Raw genomic sequence first — 25,237 nt, 5'->3', positions numbered from 1 at the left:
TTCAGTGTCAACTTCCTCGGATAGCCCGCAGTTCGGATTCGATCTCTTCGAGTTCGTCCTGGCTGAGCGAGTTCAGGGTCAGGTCGGAGGGGGTGAGTCCGCCCGCTCCGGGTTCGCGGGCGTGCGTGACCAGGGTCCGGAGCATCCGGAACCACGTTTCCGCCAGCTCGCGTGTGTCCGCTTCGGACACGACGCTGCCGGCCCAGGTCCAGGTGGCACGCAGCACCGGACCGTCCGCCTGGTCCACCGTGGCCACGTTGACCTCGATGCTGTGGGCCATGGGCATGCCTGGCCCCGTGTCGTCCAAGCCGGTCCCGTGCTCCGGTACGACCGACCAGTCGGTGTCGTCCGAGGCCTCGAAGCGGCCCAGGTAGTTGAAGACGAACTCCGGCTGGGCCGCCTGCTCCAGCAGCGCACCGGTTTCCGGGTTCAGATAGCGAAGGAGGCCGTACCGGACCCCCTTGTCGGGAATGCCGCGCACTTGCTCCTTGATCCGTTTCACCGCGGTCCCCACCGCAGGCCCGGCGGCGTCCACATCCGCCCAGTCCAGCTCCCCCAGTTCGAGCCTGACCGGGAACATGCTGGTGAACCAGCCCACGGTCCGGGAGAGGTCCACGTCCGCGAGCGCGCCTTCCCTGCCGTGGCCTTCCAGGTGCAGCAGCGCGGTGCCGTCGCCCGCCGTGCCGCGTCCGCGATGCCAGTCGCCCATCGCCAGCGCGAGACCGGCGAGGAGAACGTCGTTGATGCCGGCGTTGAACAACGACGGCACCGCGGTCAGCAGCTCCTCCGTGAACTCGGCAGGCAGGGACTCGGTGAAGCACCGGTCCCGGCTTTCCTGGTCATGTCCGTGCACCCTCGCCCGGTCTCCGAACCGGGCGGCGCCGGGACGCAACCGTTCGAGCCAGCCGGGGAGTTCCGCGACGGCGGCCTGCGCATGCGCCTGCTCGCTGAGCACTTCGGACCAGCGGCGGAACGAGCTCGGCACCGGATCGAGGGCGATCGCGGCGTTCTCTTCGACCCCTCGCCAGGCCGTCGCGAGGTCGGCAGCCAGGATGCGCCAGGAAATGGAGTCGATGGCCAGGTGATGGGCGACCAACGCGAGCTTGCCCCGGCGATCCGGTCCGGCATCGAACCACACGGCCTGGAGGACGTTGCCCTCCCGCGGGCGAAGCCTGTCGCGCGCCGCATCCGACTCCTGCCGGACCAGCGCGGCCCAGGCACCCTCGGGACGCCCTGCCACGTCGATCCGCCGGACGGCCGAGGCGGCGTCGACCGCGCCCACCGGCAGGGTTTCGAGCACCCAGTCCTCCTCGCCGCCGAGCACGGACAGCCGCAGGCGCAGGACGTCGTGGTGGTCGAGCAAAGCCTGCACCATCGAGATCAGGTGCGTTTCCGTCAGTCCTGAAGGTGTACGCAGGACCGCGAACTGGTTGTAGGTGTCCACCCCACCACCGCGCTCCCGGAACCAGTGCATGATGGGAGTGGTGACGACCGGTCCCACCCCGCTGTCCGCGACGGGCGTCGGCTCCTGGCCGACCGTGGTGGCCGCCTCCGCCAGTGCTTCCATGTTCCGGTGCCTCAGCACATCACCGACGGTGATCCGCAGACCGGCTTTCCGCGCCTGGCTGACGAGTTGCATGGCGATGATGCTGTCTCCGCCGAGCGCCACGAAGCCGTCGTCGAGCCCCACGTCGCTCACCCGGAGCACGTCGGCGACCAGTCCGCAGAGGACGCGCTGGCGCCGGGTGACCGGATTTCGCCCGGCCACACTCGAATTCGGTTCATCGAAAGGGCTGGTCACGTATTCCCTCATTCCGAGTCCGGTCTGGAATCGAGAACGAAGCTATCGAGCGGCGGTCGCCGCCGGCGGCAGTCGCAGCGGCAATCCGAGGGAGGACCACAAAGGAGGGCATGTGAATTGCCGGTGCGATTGCCGCCGGACGCGACGGCGCACGCCGACACTGACAGGCGCGACGTTCGCACGGAATCACATCGAGAAGAGGCTCAACGGTGACAATCCAGCAACCGGCCCGGCCGGCGGTCGACCTTGCGATGTTCGGCGGCGAACGAGCCGTACCCAGGGAACTCCGGATCAGGCCCTGGCCGATGGTGACCGAGCAGGACGAGCAGGCGGCCCACCGGGTACTGCGGTCCGGCCGGTTCACCTCCGCCTCGTCAGGAGAGCAGGAGATCGCGGGGCTGGAGCGGGAGTGGGCGCAGCACGTCGGCACGGAGCACTGTGTGGCGGTGAGCAACGGAACCGCGGCGCTGTCGGTCGCGCTGAGCGCCGTGGGCGTGGGGGCCGGCGACGAGGTCATCGTGCCGGCCTTGAGCTTCATCGGCAGCGCCACCGCTCCGCTTCACCTCATGGCCGTGCCGGTTTTCGTGGACATCGACCCCGCCACGTTCAATCTGGACCCCGCGGCGCTCGAAGCCGCGATCACCCGCCGCACCAAGGCGATCGTCGTGGTCCACCTGCACGGTCTGCCCGCCGACCTGGACCGGATCACCGCGATCGCCGCCCGGCACGGGGTCGCCGTGGTCGAGGACGCCGCGCAGGCGCACGGCGCCCGGTACCAGGGCCGGGCCGTGGGTTCGATCGGTGCAGTGAACACGTTCAGTCTCAACGTCAGCAAGAATCTCGCCACTTGTGGGGAGGGCGGTCTGATCACGACCGATGACGCGGATGTGGCGACGAGGGCGATCATGCTGCGGCAGTTCGGTGAACTCATTCCAGCCGACGGCGAACGCAGCTACGTCGCGCATCTGCTGGGCTGGAACTGCAAACCGAACGCGATACAGGCGGCCTTCACCCGTAGCCGTCTCACGCGGTTCCCCGCCGAAGCGGCCGCCCGCGAGGAGAATGTCCGCCGGCTGCTGGGACGGCTGGCCGCGTACCCCGGATTCCTGGTGCCCGAGGTCCCCCGGGATCGCACCCATGCCTGGCACATCCTGCGCTTCCGGGTGAACCCCGCCGCCTTCGGGCTGGCCGACGAGTTCGCGGGCCCGCTGCGCGCTGTCGTACAGCGAGCCCTGCGTGCCGAAGGGGTGCCCGCCGCGCCCTACCAGCTCCAGCCGCTGCCCGCGCAGCGGGTGTTCACCGAACAGCGTGGGTTCGGCGCCTATCCCTGGGCGTTGCCCGGCGTCGTGGCCCGCCCCTACCGCGCCGAGGACTTCCCGGCCACCCTGCGGGTCCTCGACGATTCCTTCACCCTTCAGAAAGCGCACCTGCACCCGGAGTCAGGACCATTGCTCGACAGGTACGCCGACGCGTTCGAGAAGGTCTGGCAGCACCGCGACGCACTGGCCGCCGTCGCCGCGACGGCGCCCTACAAGCCGCACTGGGAACGCGCCTCGGAGATCGCCGACGCCGAATGGTCCACGGCGTTCCGTGATCGGTGACCTCGACGGCTGCGGTTCAAGCCAGCAGCCGTCGCACCTGCTCCGTCACCGTCGCGCCGGAGATCCCGTTGCGCGCCAATAGATGACGGTGTCCTCCGGTACCGGCGGCGAACCGGTCGGCCACCGCCACCCGCCGTACCGGACAGGCGACATCCAGGCCGGCCACGACCTCGGCCACGGCGGAACCGAGGCCCCCGGCCGCCCAGTGTTCTTCGATGGTGACGATTCCGCGCGTGCAGGTGGCGGCCGTGACGATCGCCTCGTGATCGAGTGGTTTGACCGTGTGCATGTTGAGCACGGCCACGTCGATCCCGGCACCGGCCAGTTCGTCGGCGGTCTCGACCGCGGTGAGCACGGGATACGGTCCGGTGGCGATCAGCGTCACGTCGGTTCCCCGGCGCAGGCGCTGCGCGACCCCGATCCGCACCGGCTCCCGCGATGCCAGGGTCGGCGTCGCGCCGCGCCCGAGGCGCAGGTACACCGGTCCCGGCAGCTCCGCGCCGGCTCGGACCAGGCTCTCGGTGGCGGGGCCGTCCGCGGGTACCAGCACCGTCATGTTCGGCAGCATCCGCATGATGGCGAGGTCTTCCAGTGAATGGTGGGTGGAACCGAGATGGCCGGCGGAGAGCCCGCCGTGGGTGGCGACGATCCGCACCGGCAGGTCGTTCCAGGCGATGTCGAGTTTCACCGCTTCCAGCGCGCGGGTGGCGGCGAAGGTCGCCATGGTGTTGACGAAGGGAATCCGGCCGGATCTGGCCAGTCCCGCCGCCACACCCATCAGGTTCTGTTCCGCGATACCGAGGTTGAGGTACCGCCGCGCGGCCTCGCCCCATGAGGTGGCGGAGAACAGACCGGTGTCGCTGTCCAGGCACACATAGCGTTCGTCCTCGCCGACCAACTCGACCAGTACGTCCCGGTAGATCTCCCGGGCCGCGCGGGCCTGGTCCGACGCGGTGGGTTCGGCTGTCACGACGGACATGTCGTCTCCGTTCAGGGTCGTTCGCCGCGCAGCACCGCCGCACGGGCACGCCGGTGCCCGCGTTCGGTGAGCCGGACGTAGTGGCTGCGGGCCTGGCCTTCGATGTAGGGCAATCCTTTGCCTTTGACCGTGCGGGCCAGCACGACGGTCGGTTTGCCCGGGGTGTGCGGGATACCCGACAGGGCCGTCCGCAACTGGTCCGTGTCGTGCCCGTCGACCTCACGCACCGTCCACCCGAAGCCGCGCCAGCGGTCCCCCAGCGGTTCGAGGCCCACGGTTTCCTCCGTGTCACCGCTGATCTGCAGCCCGTTGCGGTCCACGATCGCCACCAGCCGGTCCAGTCGCTGGGCACCGGCAGCCATCGCGGCCTCCCAGACCGAGCCCTCCTGCAGTTCGCCGTCGCCGAGCACGACGAAGCAACGCCGGTCGCTCCCGTCCAGCCGTGCGGCGAGCGCGAAGCCGACGCCGAGGGGCAGTCCGTGCCCGAGCGACCCGGTCGGCATCTCGACCCCGGGAACGGCCGGGTTCGGGTGTGCGGTGAACATGCTGTCCGGAGCGCCGTAGCTCGCCAGCCGCTCCTCCGGGAAGAAGCCTCGCTCCGCCAGGACGGCGTACAGGCCGATCGCGCCGTGTCCTTTGCTCAGCAGGAGGATGTCCCGGTCCGGCGCCTGCGGCAGCCGCGGGTCGATCCGCAACACGTGATGGTAGAGCGTGACCAGGATCTCGACCAGGGACATCGACCCGCCGAGGTGGCCGCCTTCCGGGTTGGCGCACATACGCACGATGAGTTCCCGTGCCTTGCGCGCGTGGTCGTCGCTCATCGGCCCTCTCCGGTGAGATGCCCGTCCAGTTCGGCCAGTGCCCGGGTCAGCACCCGGATACCGAACAGATACTCGGACAGTTTGATGTGTTCCCGGTCGGAATGGTCCAGGCTGCTGTCCCCTGGTCCGTAGGTGGCCATCGGCGTCGTCCACTTCTCCGCAAGTGTGTTCATGTCGGAGGTGCCGGTCTTCACCTTCGCCCTCGGGCTGCCGCCCTGCGCACGGATCGCGACCGAGAGGGCCCGCACCACGGGATCGTTGCGGCCGACACGGCAGGCACGCACCGTGTTGACGACCTGGAGCGTGCCCGGGGCCGACCGCTCGGACAGCGCGGTCACCAGGCTCTCACCGTCGAAGCCCGGGGGAATGCGGATACTGAACTCCGCGGTGGCGGACGTCAGTCCGCCGTTGATCGACGTCAGGGTCGGGCCGGGAGAGTCGAACCGGGCATGGCTCGCCTCCGGGCCGAGCAGCTCCAGGAGTTCCGTCCACGCCCGCGTCGCCAGCTCGGACGCTTTGGGCACGACGTTGCTGGGGTGGGTCGCCTCGCACCGCACGTGGTAGCGGAGGTCGATTTTTCCCTTGTACCCCAGGACGACCGTGTCGCAGCCGCTGGGCTCGCCGATGATCAGCGCGTCCGGTGGCTCGTGCGTACGGCGGATCTCCACCGCACCCCGGGACATCGTGGTCTCCTCCTCCACCGCACCCACGACCACGATCCGGCCGCGGAATCCGGTACTGCCGGCGGCCGCGCAGATCATCGTGGCGAGCGGCCCCTTGGCGTCGACCGAACCCCTGCCGTACAAGCGATCGCCGACCACCCGCACCGGGACGTCCCCCGGCACGGTGTCCATGTGCCCGAGCAACATCACCGTCGGGCCCGGGCCACGCCGGATCTCCCCGACCGCGTTGCCCGCCCCGTCGATCCGCGCGGTGAGACCGGCTCCGCGCATGGCATCCACCACGTAACCGGCCAGCTCCGACTCCGCGAAGGACGGTGAGGGAATCCTCAGCATGCCGTGGAGCAGTTCGACCGCGGCCGGGTCGGAGAACCCTGTCACTCTTCCTCCAGGAGCACTTCGGTGCACGAGCCCGCCAGGGCCTCCTGGACCGGATGCGGTCGACGGCCGTCCGCGATCAGGACGCGGTGCGCACCGGCCAGCAGTGCCTCGCGAGCCGCGACCAGCTTGATCCCCATTCCTCCAGTGGTCACCGGAGGCGTTCCCTGACGGGGAACCCGGCAGACGGGGAGCACCGACCGTTCGTCGTACCGGTCGGCCAGCACCCCCCTCGCCCCGGTGAGCAGCACAAGGGTGCTCGCCCGGACGGCGCCCGCGATGGCCGCGGCGGCACGGTCCGCGTCCGTGTTGACCACACGGCCGTCCTGGGCCAGGGCCGGTGGCGACACCACGGGCAGCAGCCCCGCCTCGAGCACCGTGGACAGCAAGTCGCCGTTCACTTCGACGATCCGTCCACTGTGGTCGTCCCTGACCACGACCCGGCGTCCGCCGATGAGTGCGCGGTGCGCCGGCTTGCGGGCGGCCACGAGAAGTCCGGCGTCCAGGCCGGTCAGCCCGACCGCGTTCACTCCGCACGCGCGCAGGGTGGCCAGCAGACGGGGTTTGACCGAGCCGGCCAGCGCCAGCTGCACCACTTCGAGAGTCCGGTCGTCGGTGTACCGGGTCGACACCCCGTCCGGGGCGACGAGCCGGCGGGAAGGCACTCCGAGGCGTTCGGCAAGGCTGTCGATGTCGGCCGAACCGCCGTGGGCGAGGATCACCGGCCTGCCACCGCGGTGCACGGCGGCGACGTCCGCGCAGATCGCCTCCGACCGCACAGCGGCGTTCCCACCGCATTTGACCACGAGTATGTCCCGCATTCGCTCCATCAGCCTCACGTCAGTTCGGGTGCAGTCCGGGGAATTCCAGCCCCGTCCGCTCCGGCCAGCCGAAGCGGACGTTCATGCATTGCACCGCGCCGCCCGCGCCGCCCTTGACCAGGTTGTCCAAGGCTCCGACCAGGACCACGGTGCCGTCGTCCGCGGAAACCGCGAACCCGACGTCGCAGAAGTTGGATCCCGTCAGGATCTTCGGCTCCGGCAGCCGGTACAGGCCGTGACGCTGGGCGATGACCCGGACGAACGGCTCGTTCTTGTACGCCGCGCGGAACGCGGACCGGACATCTCTTTCCGACACGCCGGGCGCCAGCTTCGCGTGACACAACACCTGCACGCCGCGGACCGCCTCGACGCCGGTGGCGGTCATCCGCACGGTGCGATCCGTGGCCTGGGCGATCTCGGCCTCGTGCCGATGCCGGGAGGGAGCGAACACCCTGAGGGCACCGCTGCGTTCGGCGTGGGCGCCGGCGGGTCCGCTGGAAGCCCCCGATCCGCTGGAACCGGTTCTGGCGTCCACCTGGACCGTGCCCTCGATCAAGCCTGCCTGGGCCATCGGCCGGACCGCGAGAATGCCGGCGGTGGCCATGCAACCGGGAATCGAGATCCGGTCGCTCGAGGCCAGTTGGGCGCGATGCCATTCAGGCAGCCCGGTGGTGAAATCGGGGATCAGATGCGGCGCGGTGTGCGCGACTCCGTAGTAGGACGCATAGACTTCGGGGTCTCGTAGGCGGAAATCTCCGGACAGGTCGATGACGGTCTCGGCCAGATTCAGGAAACCGGCCATCTGTCCCATCGTTTCCCGATGAGGAGCGGCCAGGAAGAGCACCTCGAAATCGGCGCTCTCCAATGCGTCGTGGCCGACGAAGCACATGTCCGTGTGGCCGCGCAGATTGGGATGGGGACCGTCGACCCGGCGTCCGGCGAAGCGGTCGGACGTAGCGGCCACGACTGTGACCCGTGGATGACCGTGCAGCAGGCGAAGCAACTCGCCGCCGATGTAACCGGATGCCCCGACGATCGCTACTCGGAGCATGAGCGTGACTTCGTCAGGAGGTGGTCGACGATCCGGTCGGCGACGGAAACCGTGTCACCGACGGCCTGCTGCAGACCGGAGAACTCGACACCGTGGTTGACCTCCAGGACAAGGATCTCTCCCGTCTCGTCCTCGATCAGGTCGACACCGGCGATCTCGGCCTCCACGGCCTGCGCGGCCATGACCGCGAGTTTCGCAATGTCCGGTGTCAAGGTACACAGTTCGCTCACGGCACCCCGCGCCACGTTGGTCCGCCAATTCTCACTGCGCCGGTAGGTCGCAGCGAGCGCTTCGCCGCCCACCACGACGACCCGGATGTCCCGTCCCGGTTTGGCTATCCACTCCTGCAGGTAGACGATCCGGGCCTGTGGTGAGGGCAACGCGGCGACGTACTCCAATACGGTTTCCGCGGTCTGCCGATCCGGCAACGCGGCGACCAGCCGTCCCCACGAACCCTGCAAAGGCTTCACCACAGCCGGATAGCCGATGGTCTCCAAAGCCGTCAGCGCCGCTTCCGGGGTCAGCCCGAGGGCCGTTCGCGGCGTCGGGAGTCCGGCTTCGACCAGCGCCGCGGACGTGCGCCACTTGTCCCCGCACAGCTCGGTCGCCCGCGCCGAGTTGACCACCGTCGCCCCCGCCGACTCCAGCGCGTTGGCCGCGTACGTCGCCCTGGCGAGCCCGATCTCCCTGTTCAGCACGATCGGGCGGGGGCCGCGGTCACCGAGCCGGTGCCACCACTCACGGCTGTCGATGTGCCGAGGGGCGATCCCTCTGCGGCCGAAGGCTTCGAAGATGCTTTTCTCGCTGGCCCGCACACGGGAAGCAAGTACGGCGAAAGGCACGGCGCGGTTCACTCGCCCCAGTCCTCTTCGATCTCCGGCGCGAGTGCGGCCCGTATCGGATCCAGCGTGAGGATCTCCAGTTCGCTGGCGCATTCACCGCATTCCACGATTTCGCCGATCACCGGCGTTCCGGCGGGAACCACCGAGTTCTCGCATTCCGGGCAGGTGACCATTCCAGTTCCTTTCATTGACCGCCACGTGATACGGGTAAACGTAATGGCCGTTCCGGGTTCCGATAGGCAGAAGCAGCGGCAGTCTCGGCGGCCCGGCTCGCCCCCGTCGGGGCGCGGTCCTGGCCGGGGTGCGGTCCTACACGTACAGGAGCCGCACCAGCTGCAGCACCGTGAACTGCTCCGGCAGGTGGGCGCCTGCCGGCCGCACAAGGCCGTGGATCAGCAGCGCGTGCAAGGCGGCGGCCGGATCCGGGACGAGGTGATCGATGTCCGCGACGGTCCAGTGCGGACGGTCCGCCACCTCGGCCAGAACGTGGCGGTAGCGCTCGGCCACGACGCCGACGCTGCGCGCCAGGGAACGCAGCAGGTTCTGGCAGGCGCAGCCCGTCGGCGAGGAGAAGAGATGCAAGTCACGACCGGCTCGGGCCAGCAGGAGCTCCGGCGAGTACACCAGGCACCAGCCTGCCGCGTATTCAAGCGCCCTGGGTACGCCGTCGAGCCAGCGGCACAACCGCACCACCGCGTGTGCGTTGTCCTCCCGCAGCCGGAACCCCGGCCGTGACCGGCGCATGTGGGACAGGAACAGCGCCACGGACGCGACCTCGCTCAAACGGGCGTAGTCGTAGTCCCGTGCCTCCTCCGGCACGGCCATCGCGGTGAGCGGCAGTACGCGCTCGCCCGGCAGGTAGCGCGGCGCCAGCCCGGTCACCACGATGCGCAGACCCGGGCAACGCCGGAGCAGTTCACCGACGTCCACCCTGCCGGGCCCCGGAGCGTCGTCGCCGTCGATCACCAGCAGCTCGTGTCTCTCGCCGATCGCCCCGGCGAGGTCGTCGGTCAGGTCGGTGGTGCGCGCCGGCGGCTCGCCGGAACCGGAGCCGGCCGCCGGGATCACACCGCAGCACAGTGGATCCCCGGCCGAGGAGTGCCACCTCACCTGCCAGCCCCTGGCACGCAGCACCTTGGCCGCCTCAAGCACCAGATGCGTCTTGCCGATGCCGCTGATTCCGACCACGCTCACCAGGCGGTGGCCGTGCACGGTCACCTGATCGAGCAGAACCTGCAGCTCCGCTTCCCGGCCCACCAGCGCGCCGGGCGGAGCGGGCGGCGTGGGCAGTTCGAACAGCGACACCCGATGGTCCGCCGGGCTTCCCCCGGCGGCGTGAAGTTGCAGGCGCTCCGGGTCGCCCAGCCGCAACGCGTCGGCGAGCAGCCCCACACTCTCCCGCCGGGGCCGTCGCACCCTGCCGCTCTCCAGGTCCCGGATCGCTCGGACGCTCAACGTGGCGAAGTCCGCCAGTTGCTGCTGGGTCAGTCCGGACCGGTCCCGGTGGCTCTTCAGAAGCTCGGCGAAGGGGACTGCTCCGGCATTCCCCTCCGACGGCGCCGGCACCGGCACCGGCTGCTCTCGTCGGCCACGGGCTGCGCGGTCGCGCAGCGAAGATCTGGGTGCCGGCTCCTTTCCGACGGTATACGGACTGCCGTTCATGCGCCGGTCCGTCTCCCCATAGGCGTCCCCGCGCGCGACGTGTCCGAGCGCTTCGCCTTCCCGGTCACCAATTTCGCGAACTGCTTCCCGTAGTTTATTACTCACGGACTCGGGCGCCCTTTCTCTGGATGGTTCCTGCGTCTGGAAAAGTCCCGGCCGATGCCGTCCGTCCGTTTCCCTTCCGCCCTTCCAGGATGGTTGGCGCCCGTCCCGGAATCCACCGACAGAGCCATTCACCAAGTTCTCTGACACCAAAGCGAGGGGTGAATATAACGCCCACATGGTGTCAGTCGATGGCAATACGGACAGATGTGACTGTCCGGAGTGCCGTCCACAGGCCACCCGACGCCTCGGCCCGCGACAAGCACGGCGGGATGCGTCCCGGGGCGTCAAGGTCAGTGGTGATCTACGGAGAGGGCTGTGCCATGGGCAGGCGCTGGACGGCGACCATCGCCGCATCGTCGCCGAGGAAGCCGCCCGCGTACGCCAGCAGGTCGCCGCACAGGTACCGCAGCAGGGCCTCCGGGCCGTCGCCCGACCAGGCGGCCATCCGTTCGGCCAGGGGGTAGAACGTCCCGGAGCCGTCGCGCGCCTCGGTGACTCCATCGGTGTAGAGGAGCACGACGTCGTCGGCCTCGAAAGGGAAGGACTCCACGGTGAATTCAGGGCGGGCGATGTCGGTGAGGCCCAGCGGGAGCGCGGGGCGGGTCACCTCCATCGGGGCGGCCCGCCCGTCGCGCAGCAGCAGGGGCGGCGGGTGCCCGCAACTGACGAGGTGCAGGACGTGCTCGGTGTCGGGGACGTCCAGCACGGCCGCGGTGACGAAGGACTCCTCTTCCTCCTGCACGCCGGGACCGTTCGGATCGGAGGAGACGGCCCCTTCGAGGTGGGCGACGAGCGCGGGCAGCGCCGCCTGCCGGTGAGCGGCGGCCCGGAAGGCGCCGAGGACGAGCGCCGCATCGCTGATGGCCTCCAGACCCTTGCCACGGACGTCGCCGATGACGAGCCTGGTTGCGCCGGCCGTCCGCGCGACCGCGTAGAGGTCGCCGCCGATCTCCGCCTCGGCCTCGGCCGCGAGATAGACCGAGGCGATGCGCAGCGGGCCGACCTGCCGGGGAAGCGGCCGGAGCAGCACTCCCTGGGTCGCCCGGGCCACCGATCTGAGCCGTGTCATCTGCTGTTCGTGCCGCTCACGGTGGAGTGCGAACAAGGTCACGATCGCCGAGATCAGGATCAGGGCGGAGATCTGCAGGGTGTGGTTGAGGTCGGTGAGGCTGGTGCGGGCCACGGCGACGACCGCCTGGGCCACGATGGCGACGAATCCGACGAGCCCCGTCAGCCACGGGCCGCCGAACGACGCGGTGACAGCGGGTGCGGCCACCAGGAAGGGTCCGAGATGCACCTCAGGCGGGGCCAGGATGTCGACGACGGTGACGACCAGGATCAGAAGGAACGGCACCGCCACCAGTGCCCGGCTACGCTCCCGTCGCCACCGCCGAAGTCCCATGGCTCCTGCTTACACCACGCCCCGCGGGTATCCCCGCCGCCTTGCCCGCGGCCGGCGGCGCGTCACACGGATTCCGGCATCACGCGCATTCCGGGGGATGGCCTGGGTGCAGAGGTGGGCACGATGACCCGTCCCAGCCCGGCCCGCTTGCCCGGGGGGCAGGTGAGCAGGCGGGGCGGCTACTTGGCCAAGTAGCCGCCGTCGATCACATGGTCGCTACCGGTCAGGTACGAGGCGTCGTCGGACACGAGGAAGGCGACGAGCGCGGCGATCTCGGACGGCCGGGCGATGCGCCGCAGGGGGACGGAGGCGAGGAGGTCGCCGGTCGCGCCGGGCGGGAGAGCGGCGGCCATGGGGGTGTCGACGAGGCCCGGTGACACCGACAGGACCCGTATGCTCTGTCCGGCGTACTCGCGGGCCGCGGTTCGGGTCAGGGCGAGGACGCCCTGCTTGGCGGCGGCGTAGGCGGCATGGCCGCGGAAGCCCGAATGTGCCGCTATGGAAGCGATGTTGACGATGGCGCCACCGGTCGCCGCCATCGCGGGAAGCTGGCAGCGCATCGCGTGGAAGACGCCGTACAGGTTCACCCTCATCACGGTGTCGAAGTCGCCGGGCGAGAGCCGGGTGAGCGGGACGAGGGGGCCGTTGATCCCGGCGCTGTTGACCGCGATCCGCAGGCCGCCGTCCAGGCCGGCCGCCTCCGAGACGACGCGGGCGACGCTCTCCGGGTCGGTCACGTCGATCCGGCGGGCCAGGGCGGTTCCGCCCGCCTCGGTGATCTCCTCGGCCACCCGGGCCGCACCGTCCTCGTCCAGGTCGGCGACCACCACCACGGCGCCTTCCTCCGCCAGCCGTCCCGCACACACCGCGCCGATGCCGGAGGCGCCGCCGGTCACCAGGGCGACCCGCTCGCGCAGCCGGCCCGGCCGGGCTCCGCTGTCCGGCGTCTGTGCGAGTACTGACATGGAGGCTCCTGGCGCGGTGGAAGGGGTGGGAAGGGTGGGAAGGGAAGCGGGTGCGGAGTCACGACGGGCGGCGGGGGTGGCCGGTGAGGAGGAGGCGGTCCGGGCGGAGGACGGTGCCGACCAGGGGCCGTACGGGCGCGGCGCCGGCCGGTGCGATGCGCCGGTGGGCGGTGAAGGCGGCCAGCGCAAGGGTCAGTTCGGCCCAGGCGAATTCCTCTCCGATGCACAGCCGGCTGCCCGCGCCGAAGGGGAGGTAGAGGTGCCGCGGTGTCTTGACGACGCTCTCGCGCGGCCAGCGATCGGGGTCGAAGCGCTCGGGGTCCTCGTACAGGTGCGGATCACGGTGCAGGGCGTACGGGCTGAAGAAGACCTCCTCGCCCGGCGAGAGGTGTACGCCGCCGAGCCGGACCGGACGTACCGCGCGGCGCATCAGCAGCCACGAGGGCGGGTGCAGCCGCAGCGTCTCGGTCAGGATCTGCCGGGTGCAGGTCAGGGCGGGCAGGTCCTCGAAGCCGGGGGGCCGTCCGGCGAGGACGGTGTCGAGTTCGCCGTGGAGGTGTCGCTGGACCTCGGGGCGGCGGGAGATCTCGTACAGGGCCCAGGCCAGAGCGGCGCTGACGGTGCCGGTGCCCGCGAGGAAGAGGGTGATCAGCTCGTCGGTCACCTCGGCGTCGGTGAGGGCGCCGTCCGGTCCTTCGGCGAGCAGCAGCATCGAGAGCAGGTCACCGCGGTCCCGGCCGTCGGCGCGGCAGGTCTCGACGATCCGCCGCAGGACGGCCACCAGGCGGCGCAGCGGGCCGGGGTCCGGGGGGCGCCAGCCCGGCAGCAGCGGGACGCGTTCCGCCCAGGCGTGCAGCGGGGAGAGCGCGAGGCGCATCGAGTGGTACTTGACGGCCAGCCAGTCCTTGACCGCGGGGCGCAGGCCGGGGTCCTGGGGGTGCGCGAAGAGGGTGCCGAGCAGGACGTCGAGCGTCAGGCGGTGGATGTCCGGCATCAGATCGCGTGTGGTGCCCGGCTCCCAGGCGGCGGAGCGGGCCCGGGAGCATGCGGTCATGACGCGGGTGTAGCGGGCGATCCGTTCGTGGTGAAAGGCGGGCTGCATCATCCGGCGGTGGCGAAGGTGTCGGTCGCCTGCGGCGGTGATCAGTCCGTCGCCGAGCGGCACCCGCAGGGCGTCGAACATCGCGCCTTTGTCGAAGGACCGGGCGCGCACGGTCAGCAGTTCCCGGGTCGCTTCGGCGGAGTTCAGGACGTGGACGGGGCGCGGGCCGATGTAGATCTTCGTCACGGGGCCGTGCCGGCGCAGTTCGCGGACGAAGCGCAGCGCGTCGCGGTGGAGCCATGGGGCGTGACCGGCCAGGGGCAGTCGGCCGGGGGCGGTGGGAACTTCGGCAGCGGAACGTTTCGGCGCAACGCTCGTCCGCATGTCAGACCACCTTGTGCGCGGCCGCGGCGTCGCCCCCGGAGGCCCCGGAGGCCCCGGAGGCCCCGGAGGCCCCGGAGGCCCCGGTGGCCCAGGCGGCCCGGAGGCGACGCTGTCCGGCGAAGAGCCCGTCGGCGGCGAACGCGTGGGTGTGGGTGGGGAAGTGGGTCAGCAGCGGCCGCGGTCCGTACATGAGCGGTTCGCCCGGCCAGGTGCCGTCCCCTCGCTGGGTTTCCAGGAGGTAGCCGAGCCCCGGTGCCCAGCACGTCTCGTCGTGTTCCGCGCCGACGAGGCCGCCGCGCTCCAGGGCGGCGAGCGCGAGGCCGGTGGCGGCCGGGGTGCTCGGGCCGCCTGCCTCGACGGGCCAGCCGCCGTCGGGATTGCGGGTCGCGGCCAGAGCGCGGGCGGCGGGGTGGCCGGGCGGGTGTGGCGTGGCGCCGCCGGAATGTGCCGCCGCTGCGTTCTGGTGACGCCCCGTCGCACCCTTGTTGTGAGGTGCCATGACGCCCCTGTTGTGATGTGCTGTGGCGCCCTCGTCGTGATGTGCCGTGGCGGCCTCGTCGTGATGTGCCGTGGTGACCAGGGCGGGCAGGACCTCGGCGGTGGCGTACGGCAGGCCGCGGTACCAGCCGGCCTGCCAGCGCCCCCGCTCGCCGAACCGTTCGGTGAGCCAGGTGCGGGCCGCGGCCGACGATATGTGGTGGTGGCCGCGGTGGCGGTCGAGCGCGGTGACGACATGGGCGACGACATCGTCCACCGGAGGGTCTCCGGCGGACTGCCAGGTCCGCCAGAGCCCGTCGGACGTCTGCTGCCGGGCCAGATGGCGCAGCCCGGCCCGCACCGTGCCGGCCGTCGTGCCGGCCGTCGTGCCGTCATCCGCTCCGGCCAGTGCGATCAGGGCGGCCGCGGTGGTGTCGTTGTCGGATTCGACTCCCCGGCGGTACGGCCAGCCACCGTCCGGGTTCTGTGCCGCGACCAGGAACGCGACGGCGGCGGGCAGCCCGTGGCGGTCGAATGCCGGGTGGCCGCGAAAGGAACGTACGGTCAGCGCGGTGTCCCAGACGTCGCTGGTGGAGAAGCGCCAGGTCCCGTCGGGCAGCTGGCCGGCGATCAGGTGCTCCGTGGCACGGTGGGCGGCGGCGCTGCCGGGCGCGGCGGCCTGGAGGGCGAGGGCCGCGAGGGCGGTGGCGACCGGGCTGCCGGAGAAGTCGCCCGCCGGCGACTGCTCCTCGGCGATCGCGAGGGCGGCCTGCCGGGCGGCGTTCCGGTCGCCGAAGTGGAGTTCCACCAGGGCGTGGGCGGAGCGGAGTTCCACGCGAGTCCAGCGTTTGAGCCGGCCGCGGGCCGCGACCGCGGCGGCCAGTTCCTTGCGCAGCGTCTCGGGGGCGGCGCCGCCGCGAGCCGTACGTCCCCTGTGCAGGGCGATGGCCTGGACCATACGGGCGCGGGTGGCCGGCGCCTCGTCGGTGAAGGCGGGGTGGCTGACGTCGACGGGGCCACCGGTGTCCAGGGCCAGGGACAGGAGCGCGGACTCCACGGCGTACGCCACCGGGTGGTGGTTCTGGGGAGCGACGCCGCCGGTGAGCCAGGTCAGGCCCCGCTCGGCGGCCCGCTCGGCTCCCGGATGCTGCGAGCGGGAGAGAGCCAGCGTGCCGAGCGCGGTCTCGGTGATGCGGGGAGAGGGGGTGGCGACCCAAGAGCCGTTGTCCGACTGGGTGGCGAGGGCGTGCCGGGTGGCGAGGGTGAGGGAACGATTCACCTGTGCCGCGAGCACAGGCGATGAGCACGCGTGCGGTGCGTGGGATATCGCACGTCCTGTTGTCATCTGTCCTCTGCTTCTCGTACCGCTGCTACTCCTATTGCCTCTGGTGCTCCAGACGCTGCCAGGGGCATGGATGACGGGCCCGGCGGGTCCGCACGGGAGCCGGGGGTGCCGGATCACGTGGGAGGCCCCGAAGTAGCCTGACGGCGTGGACACTTCACTACCGGTCGGCCACTCCCCACGGGAGATCGTCTCCATAGCGGACACATGCTCCGTCGCATTGCAGAACATGCCGCGGCTCGAAAACTGGCTCAAAGAGCTCGCACTCCCCGTGGACCCCGTACTCGTTCCCCTGATGTGTCTTCAGACGGCCTTCTCCACACCGTGGCTGCCCTCGGAAAGCTGCTATCAGGTGTCCCGGCTCATGCTCTGGCTGATGGCGATCGACAACGTGCTGGACGCGCCGGGCTCGGCAGGCGGAACCGAGGCCCGCGTGCGTGGCTGGCGACGGGTCCTCGACGGGCGTGCGGGAGGGGAGGGCGACCCCGTGGCGCTCGCTCTGGCGGAGATCGCGGAGGCCCTGCGGCGTGACGGCCGCCCCGAGCTCACCGCCGTCTGGCGGGAGAGCATGCATCAGACGCTCACCGGCATGACCCTCGAGAACGCGGCGGCCCGGACGGCGGCCGCCGGGGGCGGCCTGCCCGACCTGACCGACTACCTGCTGCACGGCGCCTGGAGCATAGGCGTCGAGCAGCAGGTCACCGCCCTGTGGGCGCTCATGGGCGAGCCGGGGCTGTCCCTCCGGCTGCCCGTGCTGCGCGGCGCACTCCGCCAGGCAGCGACCGCGATCCGGCTGCTGAACGACCTCCGCGGGCACCACCGGGAACGGTCCGAAGGCAAGGTCGACGCCCTGACCATCGGCCTGGGCGAACAAGAGGCGCACCGGCGCGCGGAGGCTGAGATCGAGGGCTGCCGACGGGCCCTGGCCCCCCTGGCGGGAGCCGGGTACGGTTCAGCGGTGGCACTGGAGCGGGTGGTGCTCTGGCATGCACGGATGTACCGCCGCTTCGACCCCGTACGCCCCGGACGGGCGGCTGCCCGTCCCCTGCCCGGCGGCGGCCCGGACGCCACCGGGCCCATGCACGACGCTCCGTTCGTTCACCGGCCGAGGGAGGCTCCGCCCATGGGTATCGAACAGGAAGTCCCGAGCGAGCAGCAGGTCCAGGAAGTCCTGGAGGCCATCGCCTCCGGAGCGGAGTACGACCGCGCCGGGCTGGTGGACCTCTTCGACCGCCTGGAACCGGTCGGCATAGGCCTTCTCATCGGCACCTGGCGGGGCGGCGCGTTCGAGACCGGCAGTGAGAACGCCGAGCAGCTGGCGAAGATGCGGTGGTACGGCAAGCGGTTCGTCGACGCCGATCATGTGGAGCCGCTGCTGTGCCGGGACGAGAACGGAGAGGTCCACTCGTACGAGGAGATGGGCCTGGCGACACTGCGGGAGGTCGTCCACCGCGGTAAGCAGTCCACGGCGATGGTCTACGACCAGCTGCCCATCATCGACCACTTCCGTCGGCTCACCGACGATGTCCTGCTGGGCGTGATGGACAAGAAGGGCGACCCGGTGGACTTCTACTTCCACCTCACCCGGGTGCCGGCACCCACACGGTCGGCTGATGGGCTGCCCGAAACGCCGTGACCCTGAGCTCGTGCCCCCGGGGCGGCGTGGCCGGGGGCACGTGGCCGGGGGCACGTGGCCGGGGGCACTCGGAGCACGCCGGGTCGTGTCCGGCCGGCCGTCAGCAGTGCACGATGACCCGGTGCTCACCTCATGGTGACGGAACGAATGCCGAATTCGCGTCCAGATGGAGTGACCACGCCCCGCAGGTCATCCGACTTCGCCTCTGCTGAAAGTAGGCTGCCTGTACCGACCATTCGTCGTGAAGGGACCGGCTGTGGCCTCTCGACTCAACCCGTACATCAGCTTCGCCGGTGAAGCGAAAAATGCCATGGAGTTCTACAAGGAGGTCTTCGGCGGAAGTCTGGACGTCAACACCTACGGCGACTTCGGCTCCGAGACGCCTCCCGGATACGCCGACAAGATCATGCACAGCATGCTCGAAACCGCCAGTGGATTCACACTGATGGGCGCGGACCATCCGCCCGGGACGGAACTCGACCCCGGGAACAGAATGGCGGTGAGCCTGAGCGGTGACGACGCGGACGAACTGCGCGGCTACTGGGACAAGCTGTCCGACGGCGGCACGGTGTCCGTCCCCCTGGAGAAGCAAATGTGGGGCGATGTGTTCGGCATGTGCACAGATAAATTCGGCATCACATGGATGGTCAATATCAGCGAACAGCAGACCTGATTCGTCGGCCCCGGTCCGCAGCCGCGTGAGCAGCAGCGCCCCGCCATGCCCTTGCGGCCCGGCGACCCGCCGGGCGCCGGACGTCCTTGCCCGGTGCCGCATCCCACCGCATGCTTGCTCCGACTTACTCCGGCTTTCTCCGGCATTCTCCGACTTTCGCCGAACTGATGCTGCGGAGGTAGCGCGACCATGGCCTTTCCAGGAGAGTCGGCTGCGTATCGCGCGGCGCGTGACCGGCTGCTGCAGCAGGAGATCGAGCTGCGCCGCGCGACCGAAGCGGTGGCCGCGGCACGGCGTGAGCTGCCGCCCGGGGGATCGGTCCCGGAGGACTACGTCTTCCGGGGAAGCGGCGCTGACGGCGCCCCGGCGGACATCAGGCTGTCGGAGCTGTTCGCCCCCGGCAGGGACTCGCTGGTCATCTACAGCTACATGTTCCCGCGCCATCCCGGAGACAAGCGGCCCGGACCCGAAGGCGGCCGCACGGCGCAATTGAAGCTCGAAGAGGGGCCGTGTCCTTCCTGTACGGCGTTGCTCGACCAGCTGGACGGTGCGGTCGAACACGTCACCCAGCACATCAACTTCGCGGTAGTGGCGAGGGCGCCGCTGCCGCGACTCCTCACCTTCGCCGAAGAGCGTGGCTGGCGACGGCTGCGCTTGCTCTCCTCGGACGGCAACACGTACGGCCGCGACTACCGCGCCGAGACGGAGGACGGTTCGGCCATGCCCATGCTGAACGTGTTCCGACGCTCGGGCCGGGAGATCCGCCACTTCTGGGGTTCGGAGATGCTCTACGCGCCCACCGACCCCGGCCAGGATCCCCGTCACGTAGGCACCCTCGAACCTCTCTGGAACATGTTCGACCTCACCCCGGAGGGACGCGGAACCGACTGGAACGAGCAGCTGAGCTACTCGTGACAGGTGCAGGGCGTGCAGCAAATCTGCCCTTGGTTGCTGTCTTCCAGGTGGTGGGCGCCCATGAAGTCCTTGGGTGAACGGCTCTCGATACGGGCCGACGTCTCCGGCCCGGTCAGTTCCCGGTGGCCGCCTTCCACGCGTCGACGTAGGAGGGAAGGTTCTTGTCGATGTCCGCCCAGTCCGGGCGGAACACCTCGACGCCCTTCATCAAGGCGGCGAGCGAGCCGGCGTTGCGGTCGGTCGCTGTCACGTCCGTACGGGCCGCGAAGCCGCCGCCGACGGCCGAGACGGAGCGCTGGGCCTCCGGGGTGAGCAGGTAGTCGAGGAACTTCTTGGCGTTCTCGGCGTGCGGGGCGTCCTTGACGAGTCCGGCCGCGTACGGGAGGGCGAACGTGGTGGGCTTCCCGTCGTCCCCGGCGGGGAAGAAGATGCCCTGGCCGGGCATGGACTTCATGTTGGCGAAGTTCATCTGGACATCGCCGTTGGCCACCAGGAGTTCGCCCTTGTCGACCTTGGGGGCGAGCTGGCCGGTGGACTTGGACGGGCCGACGTTGTTCTTCTGGAGGTCCTTGAGGTAGGCCATGGCGGGGTCCTTGCCGCCGAGGTCGTGCATGGCCTTGATCAGTACGGCCGTGCCGTCACCGGCGACGCCCGGGGTGGAGTACTGGAGCTTGCCCTTGAACTTCGGGTCGAGGAGGTCCTTCCAGGTCCTGGGCGGGGTCTTCTTGAGCTCCTTGGTGTTGTAGATGAAGCAGAAGTAGTTGTTGGCGATCGAGGTCCACTTGCCGGAGAGGTCCTTGTCGTTCTCGGCCACCTTCTCGGAGCCCTGGGGCCGGTACGCCTCCAGCAGACCCTTGCCGTCGGCCTGCTGGATGAAGGGCGGCAGAGTGACGACCACGTCGGCCTTGGTGTTGGACTTCTCCCGGGCCAGGCGCTGCACCATCTCGCCGGATCCGCCCTCCACGTACTTGACCTTGATGCCGGTGCGGTCCTCGAAGCCCTTGAAGACCTTGTCGTAGAAGCCGGAACCGTCCTCGGCCTTGAGGCCGTCGGCGCTGTAGACGGTGATTTCCTTGGCTGAGCCGGCGCCGGCGGTGCCGCCGCAGCCGGTGAGGACGGTGGTGAGGCACAGGGCGCCGAGGGCGGCGGCGAGCGGGACCGGGAGCGGGAGCGGCTTGAGGGAGCGGAGCATAACGTTTCGGAACTCCTTCGGAAGGGGGCGGCGGGGACCGCCGGCCCGGGGGATCTAGCGGTAGGCGGCTCTCGTACGGATCCGGGAGACGCAGGTCAGCACGAGGAGCGTCGTGGCCGTCAGCACGACGGCGAGGGCGGCTCCGGAGAAGAGCGCGCCGCGGTCGGTGGCCGCGAAGACCTTGATGGGCAGGGGCAGCCAGTCCGGCGGGTAGAGCATCATCGTGGCGCTCAGCTCGCCCATGGACAGCGCGAAGCAGAGCCCGGCTGCGGCTGTCAGGGACGGCAGCAGCAGCGGCAGCCTGACCCGCCACAGCACGCGCGCCGGGCTCGCGCCCAGGCTCGCGGCGGCCTGCGCGTACGCCGGGTCGAGGTGCGCGGCGGCAGCCGTCACGGACTGGTAGGCGAAGGCGGTCACCAGGATGGTGTGCGCCAGGATCACGATGGTGGGTGTGCCGTTGAGCAGCAGCGGAGGCTTGGAGAAGGCGACCAGCAGTGCCAGCCCGACGACCACGGACGGCACGGCGACCGGCAGCATGAACAGGACGTCCAGGGCGCGGGCGAGGAGGCCCGAGCGCCGGGTGCGCCCGCGCAGGGCGTGCGCCGCCAGTGCCGCCCAGGTCCCCGTGACGAGGGCCAGGACGCCGGCGGCGAGGGCCGTCAGCAGGCTGGTGACCAGGGCGTCCAGGGCATCGCCGCGGGCGATCTCGCGGTAGTGCTCCAGGGTCGCGCCGGAGGGCAGCGCGCCGCTCCAGCCGGTGGCGAAGGAGGCGGCCAGGATCACGAGGAAGGGCAGGGCGAAGACGGGGAGGAAGGCCGCTGCGAACGCGGCCTGGACGGCCAGTCGGCCGCTGCGGCTATGCACGAGCACGTCGGGCTCCGTCCGTGGAGGAGAGGAGGCGGTAAAGGCCGTACAGCGCCGTGGAGAGGGCGATGTTGACGACGGCGACGACGCAGGCTCCGGTGTAGTCGCCGTCGAGGATCGCTTTGCTGTAGATGAGCGTGGGAAGGGTGGTGACGCCCTTGGCGCCGGTGAAGAGCACGATCCCGAACTCGTTGAGGCACATCACCAGCACCAGCGAGCCGCCCGCGGCGAGCGACGGCAGCGCCTCGGGGAGGATCACCCGGCGGACGATCCGCGGCCCCTTGGCGCCGAGCGAGGAGGCGACTTCGAGCTGTGCGGTCTCCACTTGCGAGAAGGCCGCGAGGAGGGGGCGCATCACGAAGGGCGTGAAGTACGTGATCTCCGCGAGCAGTACGCCCCAGGGTGTGTGCAGGAAGTCGAAGGGACCGCTCGCCGCGCCGGTCACCCCGGTCCACAGGCCGTTTGCGAGACCGGCGGAGCCGTAGACGAAGAGGAGGGCGAGGGTGATGAGGAAGGAGGGGAAGGAGAGGAAGACGTCGATGAACCGGCTCAGTGCCCTGCCGCCCGGGAAGGGCACGAAGGCGATCACCAGGGCGAGGGCGAAGCCGAGGATCAGCGAGCCGGCGGTGGCTCCGACGGCGATCAGGACGGTGTTGGTGAGGGCGTCGCGGAAGGCTCTCTGTGCGAAGGCCTCGCCGTAGGCGGCGAAGGAGAGACCGCCGCCGTCCGGCGCGAGGGACTCCTGGACGACGAGGGCGAGGGGGTAGAGGAAGACGAGACCGAGGACGGCCACGGGCGGTACGGCCAGGAGCCAGGCGTAGCCGCGCGGGCCCCGGCGGTTCACCACCGCCGGTCCGCCGCGGCGGAGGGACTTCCACCGGCCCCGCCCGGTGCCGCTGCCGGTGGCGTCGGGGGACGTGCGGGCCGGATGCCGAAGGCCGGGCATGGGCCGGGCGCTAGACATGGACCGCACCCGGCACGGCCCCATCCGGGCCCGGGCCCGGGCGCGTCGCGCCCGCGGGTAGCAGGACGGCGTCGTCCGGGGCGAAGTGGACGGTGATCGCGGTGCCCGCGCGGGGCGCCTCCCGCAGCTCGCGGACGTCCACCGTGACGCGCTCGCCGCCCACGTCGACGTACAGCCGGTGTGTGGCACCACGCCACAGGACCTCCGCAACGGTGCCGCGCAGTGCGTTCGGGCCGTCTCCGAGGCCGACCAGGTGCGGGCGTACGCACAGGGTGGCCGAGGCGCCCGGCGCGGCGGAACCGGGCCGGACCTCCAGGTGCGTGCCGGCGAAGTCGGCGCCGTTCCCGGTCACTGTCACCGGCAGGAGGTTGGCCTGGCCGACGAAGGAGGCGGTGAACTCCGTGCGCGGGTTGCGGTAGAGCTCCCGTGGGGTGGCGCAGTCCTGGAGGCGGGCGCGGTCCATGACCGCGATCCGGTCGGCGAGCGTGAGCGCCTCGGACTGGTCGTGAGTGACGTACAGCATCGACATGCCGGGCAGTTCGCGGTGCAGCCGGGCGAGTTCGGCGAGCATGCCGGAGCGCAGCTGGGCGTCCAGCGCGGACAGCGGCTCGTCGAGGAGGAGTACGCCGGGCCGGGTGGCCAGGGCGCGGGCGATGGCGACGCGCTGCTGCTGGCCTCCGGACAGCTCGCGGGGGTAGCGCCTGGCGTACGCGGCCATGCCGGTCATCTCCAGGGTCTCGGCGACGCGTGCCGCGATCTCCGCGCGGGGCGCCCTGCGGGCTTTGAGGCCGAAGGCGACGTTGGCGTCGACCCGCATGTGCGGGAAGAGGGCGTACTGCTGCACCACCATGCCGACGCCGCGCCGGTGCGGTGCGAGACCGGTGACGTTCCGGCCGCCGATGAGGACCCGGCCGGCCGACGGCTGGACGAAACCGGCGACGGCCCGCAGGGCGGTGGTCTTGCCTGAGCCGGAGGGGCCCAGCAGGGCCATGACCTCGCCGGGTTCGACGGTGAGGTCGAGTCCGTCGAGGACGACGTTCCTGCCGTAGGTGACTGTGACGTTCTCGAACCTCACGCCGGTATCGTTCTCGCTCCGCCCGGTGGACGTTCCTGCCGGCGTTCTCGTTGTTCCCGGTGTTCTCGTTGTTCCCGGTGTTCCCGGTGTTCCCGGTGTCCCCATCGTTCCTGGCGTTCCCGGCGTCATGACGCGGCCTCCGCGCGGGCGAGCAGATCCGGAAGTTCGGCGACCGAGCCGAGGACGTGGGTGGCGCCGGAGGCGCGCAGCGCCTTCTCGTCGTGAGCGCCGGTGAGGACTCCTGCGACCACCGAGGCTCCGGCGCGGCGGCCCGAGAGCATGTCGTACGAGGTGTCGCCGGCCACCGCGATCCGGTCGACCGCGTCGGCGGCCCCGGTGCGCACCAGCGCGGTGAGGACCATGTCCGGGTACGGGCGTCCCCGGCCGCCCGCGTCGGCGGGGCAGAGGGAGAGGTCGGCCAGCTCGGTCCAGCCGAGTGCGACGAGGATGGCGTTCTGGGTGACGCGGGAGAAACCCGTGGTCAGCACCACGGCCCGGCCCTCGGCACGCAGCCGCTCGACGGCCTCCCGGGCACCGGGTACGGGTGCGCAGTGGCCCGCGGCCACCAGCCGGCCGTAGGCGGCCTCGAACTCGGTGTTGGCCCGCCGGGCGGCCGCCTCGTCACCGGCGAAGAGGTGACGGAAGACAGAGATCTTGGACTCGCCCATCGTGGCGCGGACGTAGGCGAGTTGCTCCTCGTACGCCGCCGTGCCGGGCTCCACGCCGAGCCGGCCGACGGCCGCACCGAAGGCCCGCTCCACGAGACCGTCGTCGACGACGGTCGTGCCGGCCATGTCGAGGACGACGAGGGAGTGTGTGAGCTGCTTGTTCTGCTCGGTCTGCGTGTTGTGGTTCTCGGTCAACGCTCTCACCAGCCCAGTTCGTCAGCGGTCGTCTCGGCGATGGCCGGGGAACATGTCATGCCGCGCCCGCCCGGACCGGTCACCAGCCACGTGCCCTCGCGGACCTGCTCGCGGTGGACGACCCGCGAGGTGTCCAGGCACTGGGCGTAGACCCCGGCCCAGCGCCGCCGGATCCTCGGCAGCGGCCGGCCGAGCAGGGTCTCGGCGACCCCGGTCAGGTGCGCGTAGGGGTCCTCGTCGACGTCGAAGGCGAAGGGTGCCTCGTACTCGTGGGTGTCACCAATGGTCAGGCCGCCGTCCGCGCGCTGGACCATGAGCAGCTGCATCTTGTGCTCGGCGGCAATCGCGGGCTGAGCCTGGGCGGCGGCCAGGGCGTCGAGATCCGGGCCCGCGTAGGCGGGGTAGTAGCGGAAGCTGTCCGCATCGGCGACGGAGGTGGTGAGCCGCTCCCCCAGCGGCGCGGTCTGCATCATCTGCAACCGCACCCGGCGCACGGGCAAGGCGGGGGCGAGCTCGCGCACGAGGCCGCCCAGCCAGGCACCGGTGCACAGCACGACGGCGTCGCCGGTGTGCACGTCGCCGTGGTCGTCGCGGACCGCGCGGTCACCGGTGATCTCGCGGACCTCGCGCCCGGCGAGGAAGGCGTAACGCCCGGACTCCAGCAGCGCGGCGCGCAGCGCCCGCTGTGCGGTGCGCGGCTCG

General features: G+C 70.8%; 23 protein-coding genes. 4 read left to right on the top strand and 19 right to left on the bottom strand.

Annotated elements, in window-relative coordinates; all coding sequences use genetic code 11:
• Positions 1-7: 7 nt before the first annotated feature.
• Positions 8-1,801: a condensation domain-containing protein gene (locus V7793_RS04265; protein WP_335581537.1), complete on the bottom strand. Its 1,794-nt coding sequence runs from the start codon at positions 1,799-1,801 to the stop codon at positions 8-10.
• Between the two features lie 209 nt (positions 1,802-2,010).
• Here V7793_RS04265 and V7793_RS04260 point away from each other — a divergent pair, with 209 nt between their 5' ends.
• The gene (locus V7793_RS04260; RefSeq protein WP_335581536.1) at positions 2,011-3,402 is read left to right on the top strand and encodes a DegT/DnrJ/EryC1/StrS family aminotransferase; all 1,392 of its coding nucleotides are present in this window, start codon (positions 2,011-2,013) and stop codon (positions 3,400-3,402) included.
• Positions 3,403-3,418: 16 nt separating this feature from the next.
• Here V7793_RS04260 and V7793_RS04255 read toward each other — a convergent pair whose 3' ends face one another.
• From V7793_RS04255 to V7793_RS04200, 12 genes are all read right to left on the bottom strand, one after another.
• On the bottom strand, positions 3,419-4,381 hold the full coding sequence (locus V7793_RS04255) for a transketolase family protein (protein WP_335581535.1): 963 nt from the start codon (positions 4,379-4,381) through the stop codon (positions 3,419-3,421).
• A gap of 11 nt (positions 4,382-4,392) precedes the next feature.
• Positions 4,393-5,202 carry a transketolase gene (locus tag V7793_RS04250; protein ID WP_335581534.1) on the bottom strand — a complete coding sequence of 270 codons (810 nt, stop codon included), beginning with the start codon at positions 5,200-5,202 and terminating at the stop codon, positions 4,393-4,395.
• On the bottom strand, positions 5,199-6,263 hold the full coding sequence (locus V7793_RS04245; RefSeq protein ID WP_335581533.1) for a M20/M25/M40 family metallo-hydrolase: 1,065 nt from the start codon (positions 6,261-6,263) through the stop codon (positions 5,199-5,201). Before V7793_RS04245 ends, V7793_RS04250 begins: the two co-directional genes overlap by 4 nt.
• Positions 6,260-7,081 (bottom strand): [LysW]-aminoadipate kinase, encoded by an 822-nt coding sequence (locus tag V7793_RS04240; protein WP_335581532.1) that lies wholly within the window; start codon positions 7,079-7,081, stop codon positions 6,260-6,262. Before V7793_RS04240 ends, V7793_RS04245 begins: the two co-directional genes overlap by 4 nt.
• A gap of 19 nt (positions 7,082-7,100) precedes the next feature.
• Positions 7,101-8,132: an N-acetyl-gamma-glutamyl-phosphate reductase gene (gene argC, locus V7793_RS04235; RefSeq protein WP_335581531.1), complete on the bottom strand. Its 1,032-nt coding sequence runs from the start codon at positions 8,130-8,132 to the stop codon at positions 7,101-7,103.
• A complete protein-coding gene (locus V7793_RS04230) occupies positions 8,120-8,986 on the bottom strand; it encodes a RimK family alpha-L-glutamate ligase (protein WP_335581530.1) in 867 nt (288 codons plus the stop codon). Before V7793_RS04230 ends, argC begins: the two co-directional genes overlap by 13 nt.
• Positions 8,983-9,147 (bottom strand): lysine biosynthesis protein LysW, encoded by a 165-nt coding sequence (locus V7793_RS04225; protein WP_073720752.1) that lies wholly within the window; start codon positions 9,145-9,147, stop codon positions 8,983-8,985. Before V7793_RS04225 ends, V7793_RS04230 begins: the two co-directional genes overlap by 4 nt.
• A 136-nt stretch (positions 9,148-9,283) precedes the next feature.
• A complete protein-coding gene (locus V7793_RS04220) occupies positions 9,284-10,888 on the bottom strand; it encodes a helix-turn-helix domain-containing protein (RefSeq protein ID WP_335581529.1) in 1,605 nt (534 codons plus the stop codon).
• 154 nt (positions 10,889-11,042) lie between these two features.
• On the bottom strand, positions 11,043-12,143 hold the full coding sequence (locus tag V7793_RS04215; RefSeq protein ID WP_443057835.1) for a PP2C family protein-serine/threonine phosphatase: 1,101 nt from the start codon (positions 12,141-12,143) through the stop codon (positions 11,043-11,045).
• 179 nt (positions 12,144-12,322) lie between these two features.
• Complete coding sequence (locus V7793_RS04210; protein WP_443057837.1) at positions 12,323-13,039, bottom strand: SDR family NAD(P)-dependent oxidoreductase; 717 nt, start codon at positions 13,037-13,039, stop codon at positions 12,323-12,325.
• 127 nt (positions 13,040-13,166) lie between these two features.
• Entirely contained in the window at positions 13,167-14,534 is a 1,368-nt protein-coding gene (locus tag V7793_RS04205) for a cytochrome P450 (RefSeq protein WP_335581526.1), read from the bottom strand.
• A 1-nt stretch (position 14,535) separates the two neighbouring features.
• Positions 14,536-16,290 (bottom strand): prenyltransferase/squalene oxidase repeat-containing protein, encoded by a 1,755-nt coding sequence (locus V7793_RS04200; protein WP_335581525.1) that lies wholly within the window; start codon positions 16,288-16,290, stop codon positions 14,536-14,538.
• Between the two features lie 292 nt (positions 16,291-16,582).
• On the opposite strand from V7793_RS04200, the gene V7793_RS04195 reads away from it, so the two are divergent.
• The 3 genes from V7793_RS04195 (at position 16,583) to V7793_RS04185 (ending at position 19,577) form a co-directional block, all read left to right on the top strand.
• Positions 16,583-17,989: a DUF4334 domain-containing protein gene (locus tag V7793_RS04195; RefSeq protein ID WP_335581567.1), complete on the top strand. Its 1,407-nt coding sequence runs from the start codon at positions 16,583-16,585 to the stop codon at positions 17,987-17,989.
• A 256-nt stretch (positions 17,990-18,245) separates the two neighbouring features.
• Complete coding sequence (locus tag V7793_RS04190) at positions 18,246-18,662, top strand: VOC family protein (protein ID WP_335581524.1); 417 nt, start codon at positions 18,246-18,248, stop codon at positions 18,660-18,662.
• 189 nt (positions 18,663-18,851) lie between these two features.
• Complete coding sequence (locus V7793_RS04185; RefSeq protein WP_335581523.1) at positions 18,852-19,577, top strand: DUF899 family protein; 726 nt, start codon at positions 18,852-18,854, stop codon at positions 19,575-19,577.
• A gap of 112 nt (positions 19,578-19,689) precedes the next feature.
• Here V7793_RS04185 and V7793_RS04180 read toward each other — a convergent pair whose 3' ends face one another.
• The 6 genes from V7793_RS04180 to V7793_RS04155 all read right to left on the bottom strand — a co-directional run.
• Positions 19,690-20,769: a 2-aminoethylphosphonate ABC transporter substrate-binding protein gene (locus V7793_RS04180; protein WP_335581522.1), complete on the bottom strand. Its 1,080-nt coding sequence runs from the start codon at positions 20,767-20,769 to the stop codon at positions 19,690-19,692.
• 54 nt (positions 20,770-20,823) lie between these two features.
• Complete coding sequence (locus tag V7793_RS04175; protein WP_335581521.1) at positions 20,824-21,639, bottom strand: ABC transporter permease; 816 nt, start codon at positions 21,637-21,639, stop codon at positions 20,824-20,826.
• Entirely contained in the window at positions 21,626-22,579 is a 954-nt protein-coding gene (locus tag V7793_RS04170; RefSeq protein ID WP_335581520.1) for a 2-aminoethylphosphonate ABC transporter permease subunit, read from the bottom strand. The genes V7793_RS04175 and V7793_RS04170 overlap by 14 nt, the downstream gene beginning before the upstream one ends.
• A 10-nt stretch (positions 22,580-22,589) precedes the next feature.
• A complete protein-coding gene (locus tag V7793_RS04165; protein ID WP_335581519.1) occupies positions 22,590-23,672 on the bottom strand; it encodes an ABC transporter ATP-binding protein in 1,083 nt (360 codons plus the stop codon).
• Between the two features lie 125 nt (positions 23,673-23,797).
• Positions 23,798-24,535 carry a phosphonatase-like hydrolase gene (locus V7793_RS04160; RefSeq protein ID WP_335581518.1) on the bottom strand — a complete coding sequence of 246 codons (738 nt, stop codon included), beginning with the start codon at positions 24,533-24,535 and terminating at the stop codon, positions 23,798-23,800.
• A gap of 5 nt (positions 24,536-24,540) precedes the next feature.
• Positions 24,541-25,237: FAD-dependent oxidoreductase (locus V7793_RS04155; protein WP_335581517.1), on the bottom strand; the 697-nt coding region annotated here is incomplete at its 5' end.

The organism is Streptomyces sp. KLMMK, from assembly GCF_036961605.1.
GTDB lineage: Bacteria > Actinomycetota > Actinomycetes > Streptomycetales > Streptomycetaceae > Streptomyces > Streptomyces telluris.
The sequence above is the reverse complement of the archived record's forward strand: the minus strand, read 5'-3'. Positions and strand labels throughout refer to the sequence as shown.

Coding starts and splice junctions, on each gene's coding strand:
- V7793_RS04185 (WP_335581523.1), top strand. CDS start 18,852: ATGGCCTTTCCAGGAGAGTCGGCTGCGTATCGCGCGGCGCGTGACCGG.
- V7793_RS04225 (WP_073720752.1), bottom strand. CDS start 9,147: ATGGTCACCTGCCCGGAATGCGAGAACTCGGTGGTTCCCGCCGGAACG.
- V7793_RS04170 (WP_335581520.1), bottom strand. CDS start 22,579: ATGCCCGGCCTTCGGCATCCGGCCCGCACGTCCCCCGACGCCACCGGC.
- V7793_RS04180 (WP_335581522.1), bottom strand. CDS start 20,769: ATGCTCCGCTCCCTCAAGCCGCTCCCGCTCCCGGTCCCGCTCGCCGCC.
- V7793_RS04250 (WP_335581534.1), bottom strand. CDS start 5,202: ATGAGCGACGACCACGCGCGCAAGGCACGGGAACTCATCGTGCGTATG.
- V7793_RS04205 (WP_335581526.1), bottom strand. CDS start 14,534: ATGCGGACGAGCGTTGCGCCGAAACGTTCCGCTGCCGAAGTTCCCACC.
- argC (WP_335581531.1), bottom strand. CDS start 8,132: ATGCTCCGAGTAGCGATCGTCGGGGCATCCGGTTACATCGGCGGCGAG.
- V7793_RS04215 (WP_443057835.1), bottom strand. CDS start 12,143: ATGGGACTTCGGCGGTGGCGACGGGAGCGTAGCCGGGCACTGGTGGCG.
- V7793_RS04240 (WP_335581532.1), bottom strand. CDS start 7,081: ATGCGGGACATACTCGTGGTCAAATGCGGTGGGAACGCCGCTGTGCGG.
- V7793_RS04255 (WP_335581535.1), bottom strand. CDS start 4,381: ATGTCCGTCGTGACAGCCGAACCCACCGCGTCGGACCAGGCCCGCGCG.
- V7793_RS04195 (WP_335581567.1), top strand. CDS start 16,583: ATGCCGCGGCTCGAAAACTGGCTCAAAGAGCTCGCACTCCCCGTGGAC.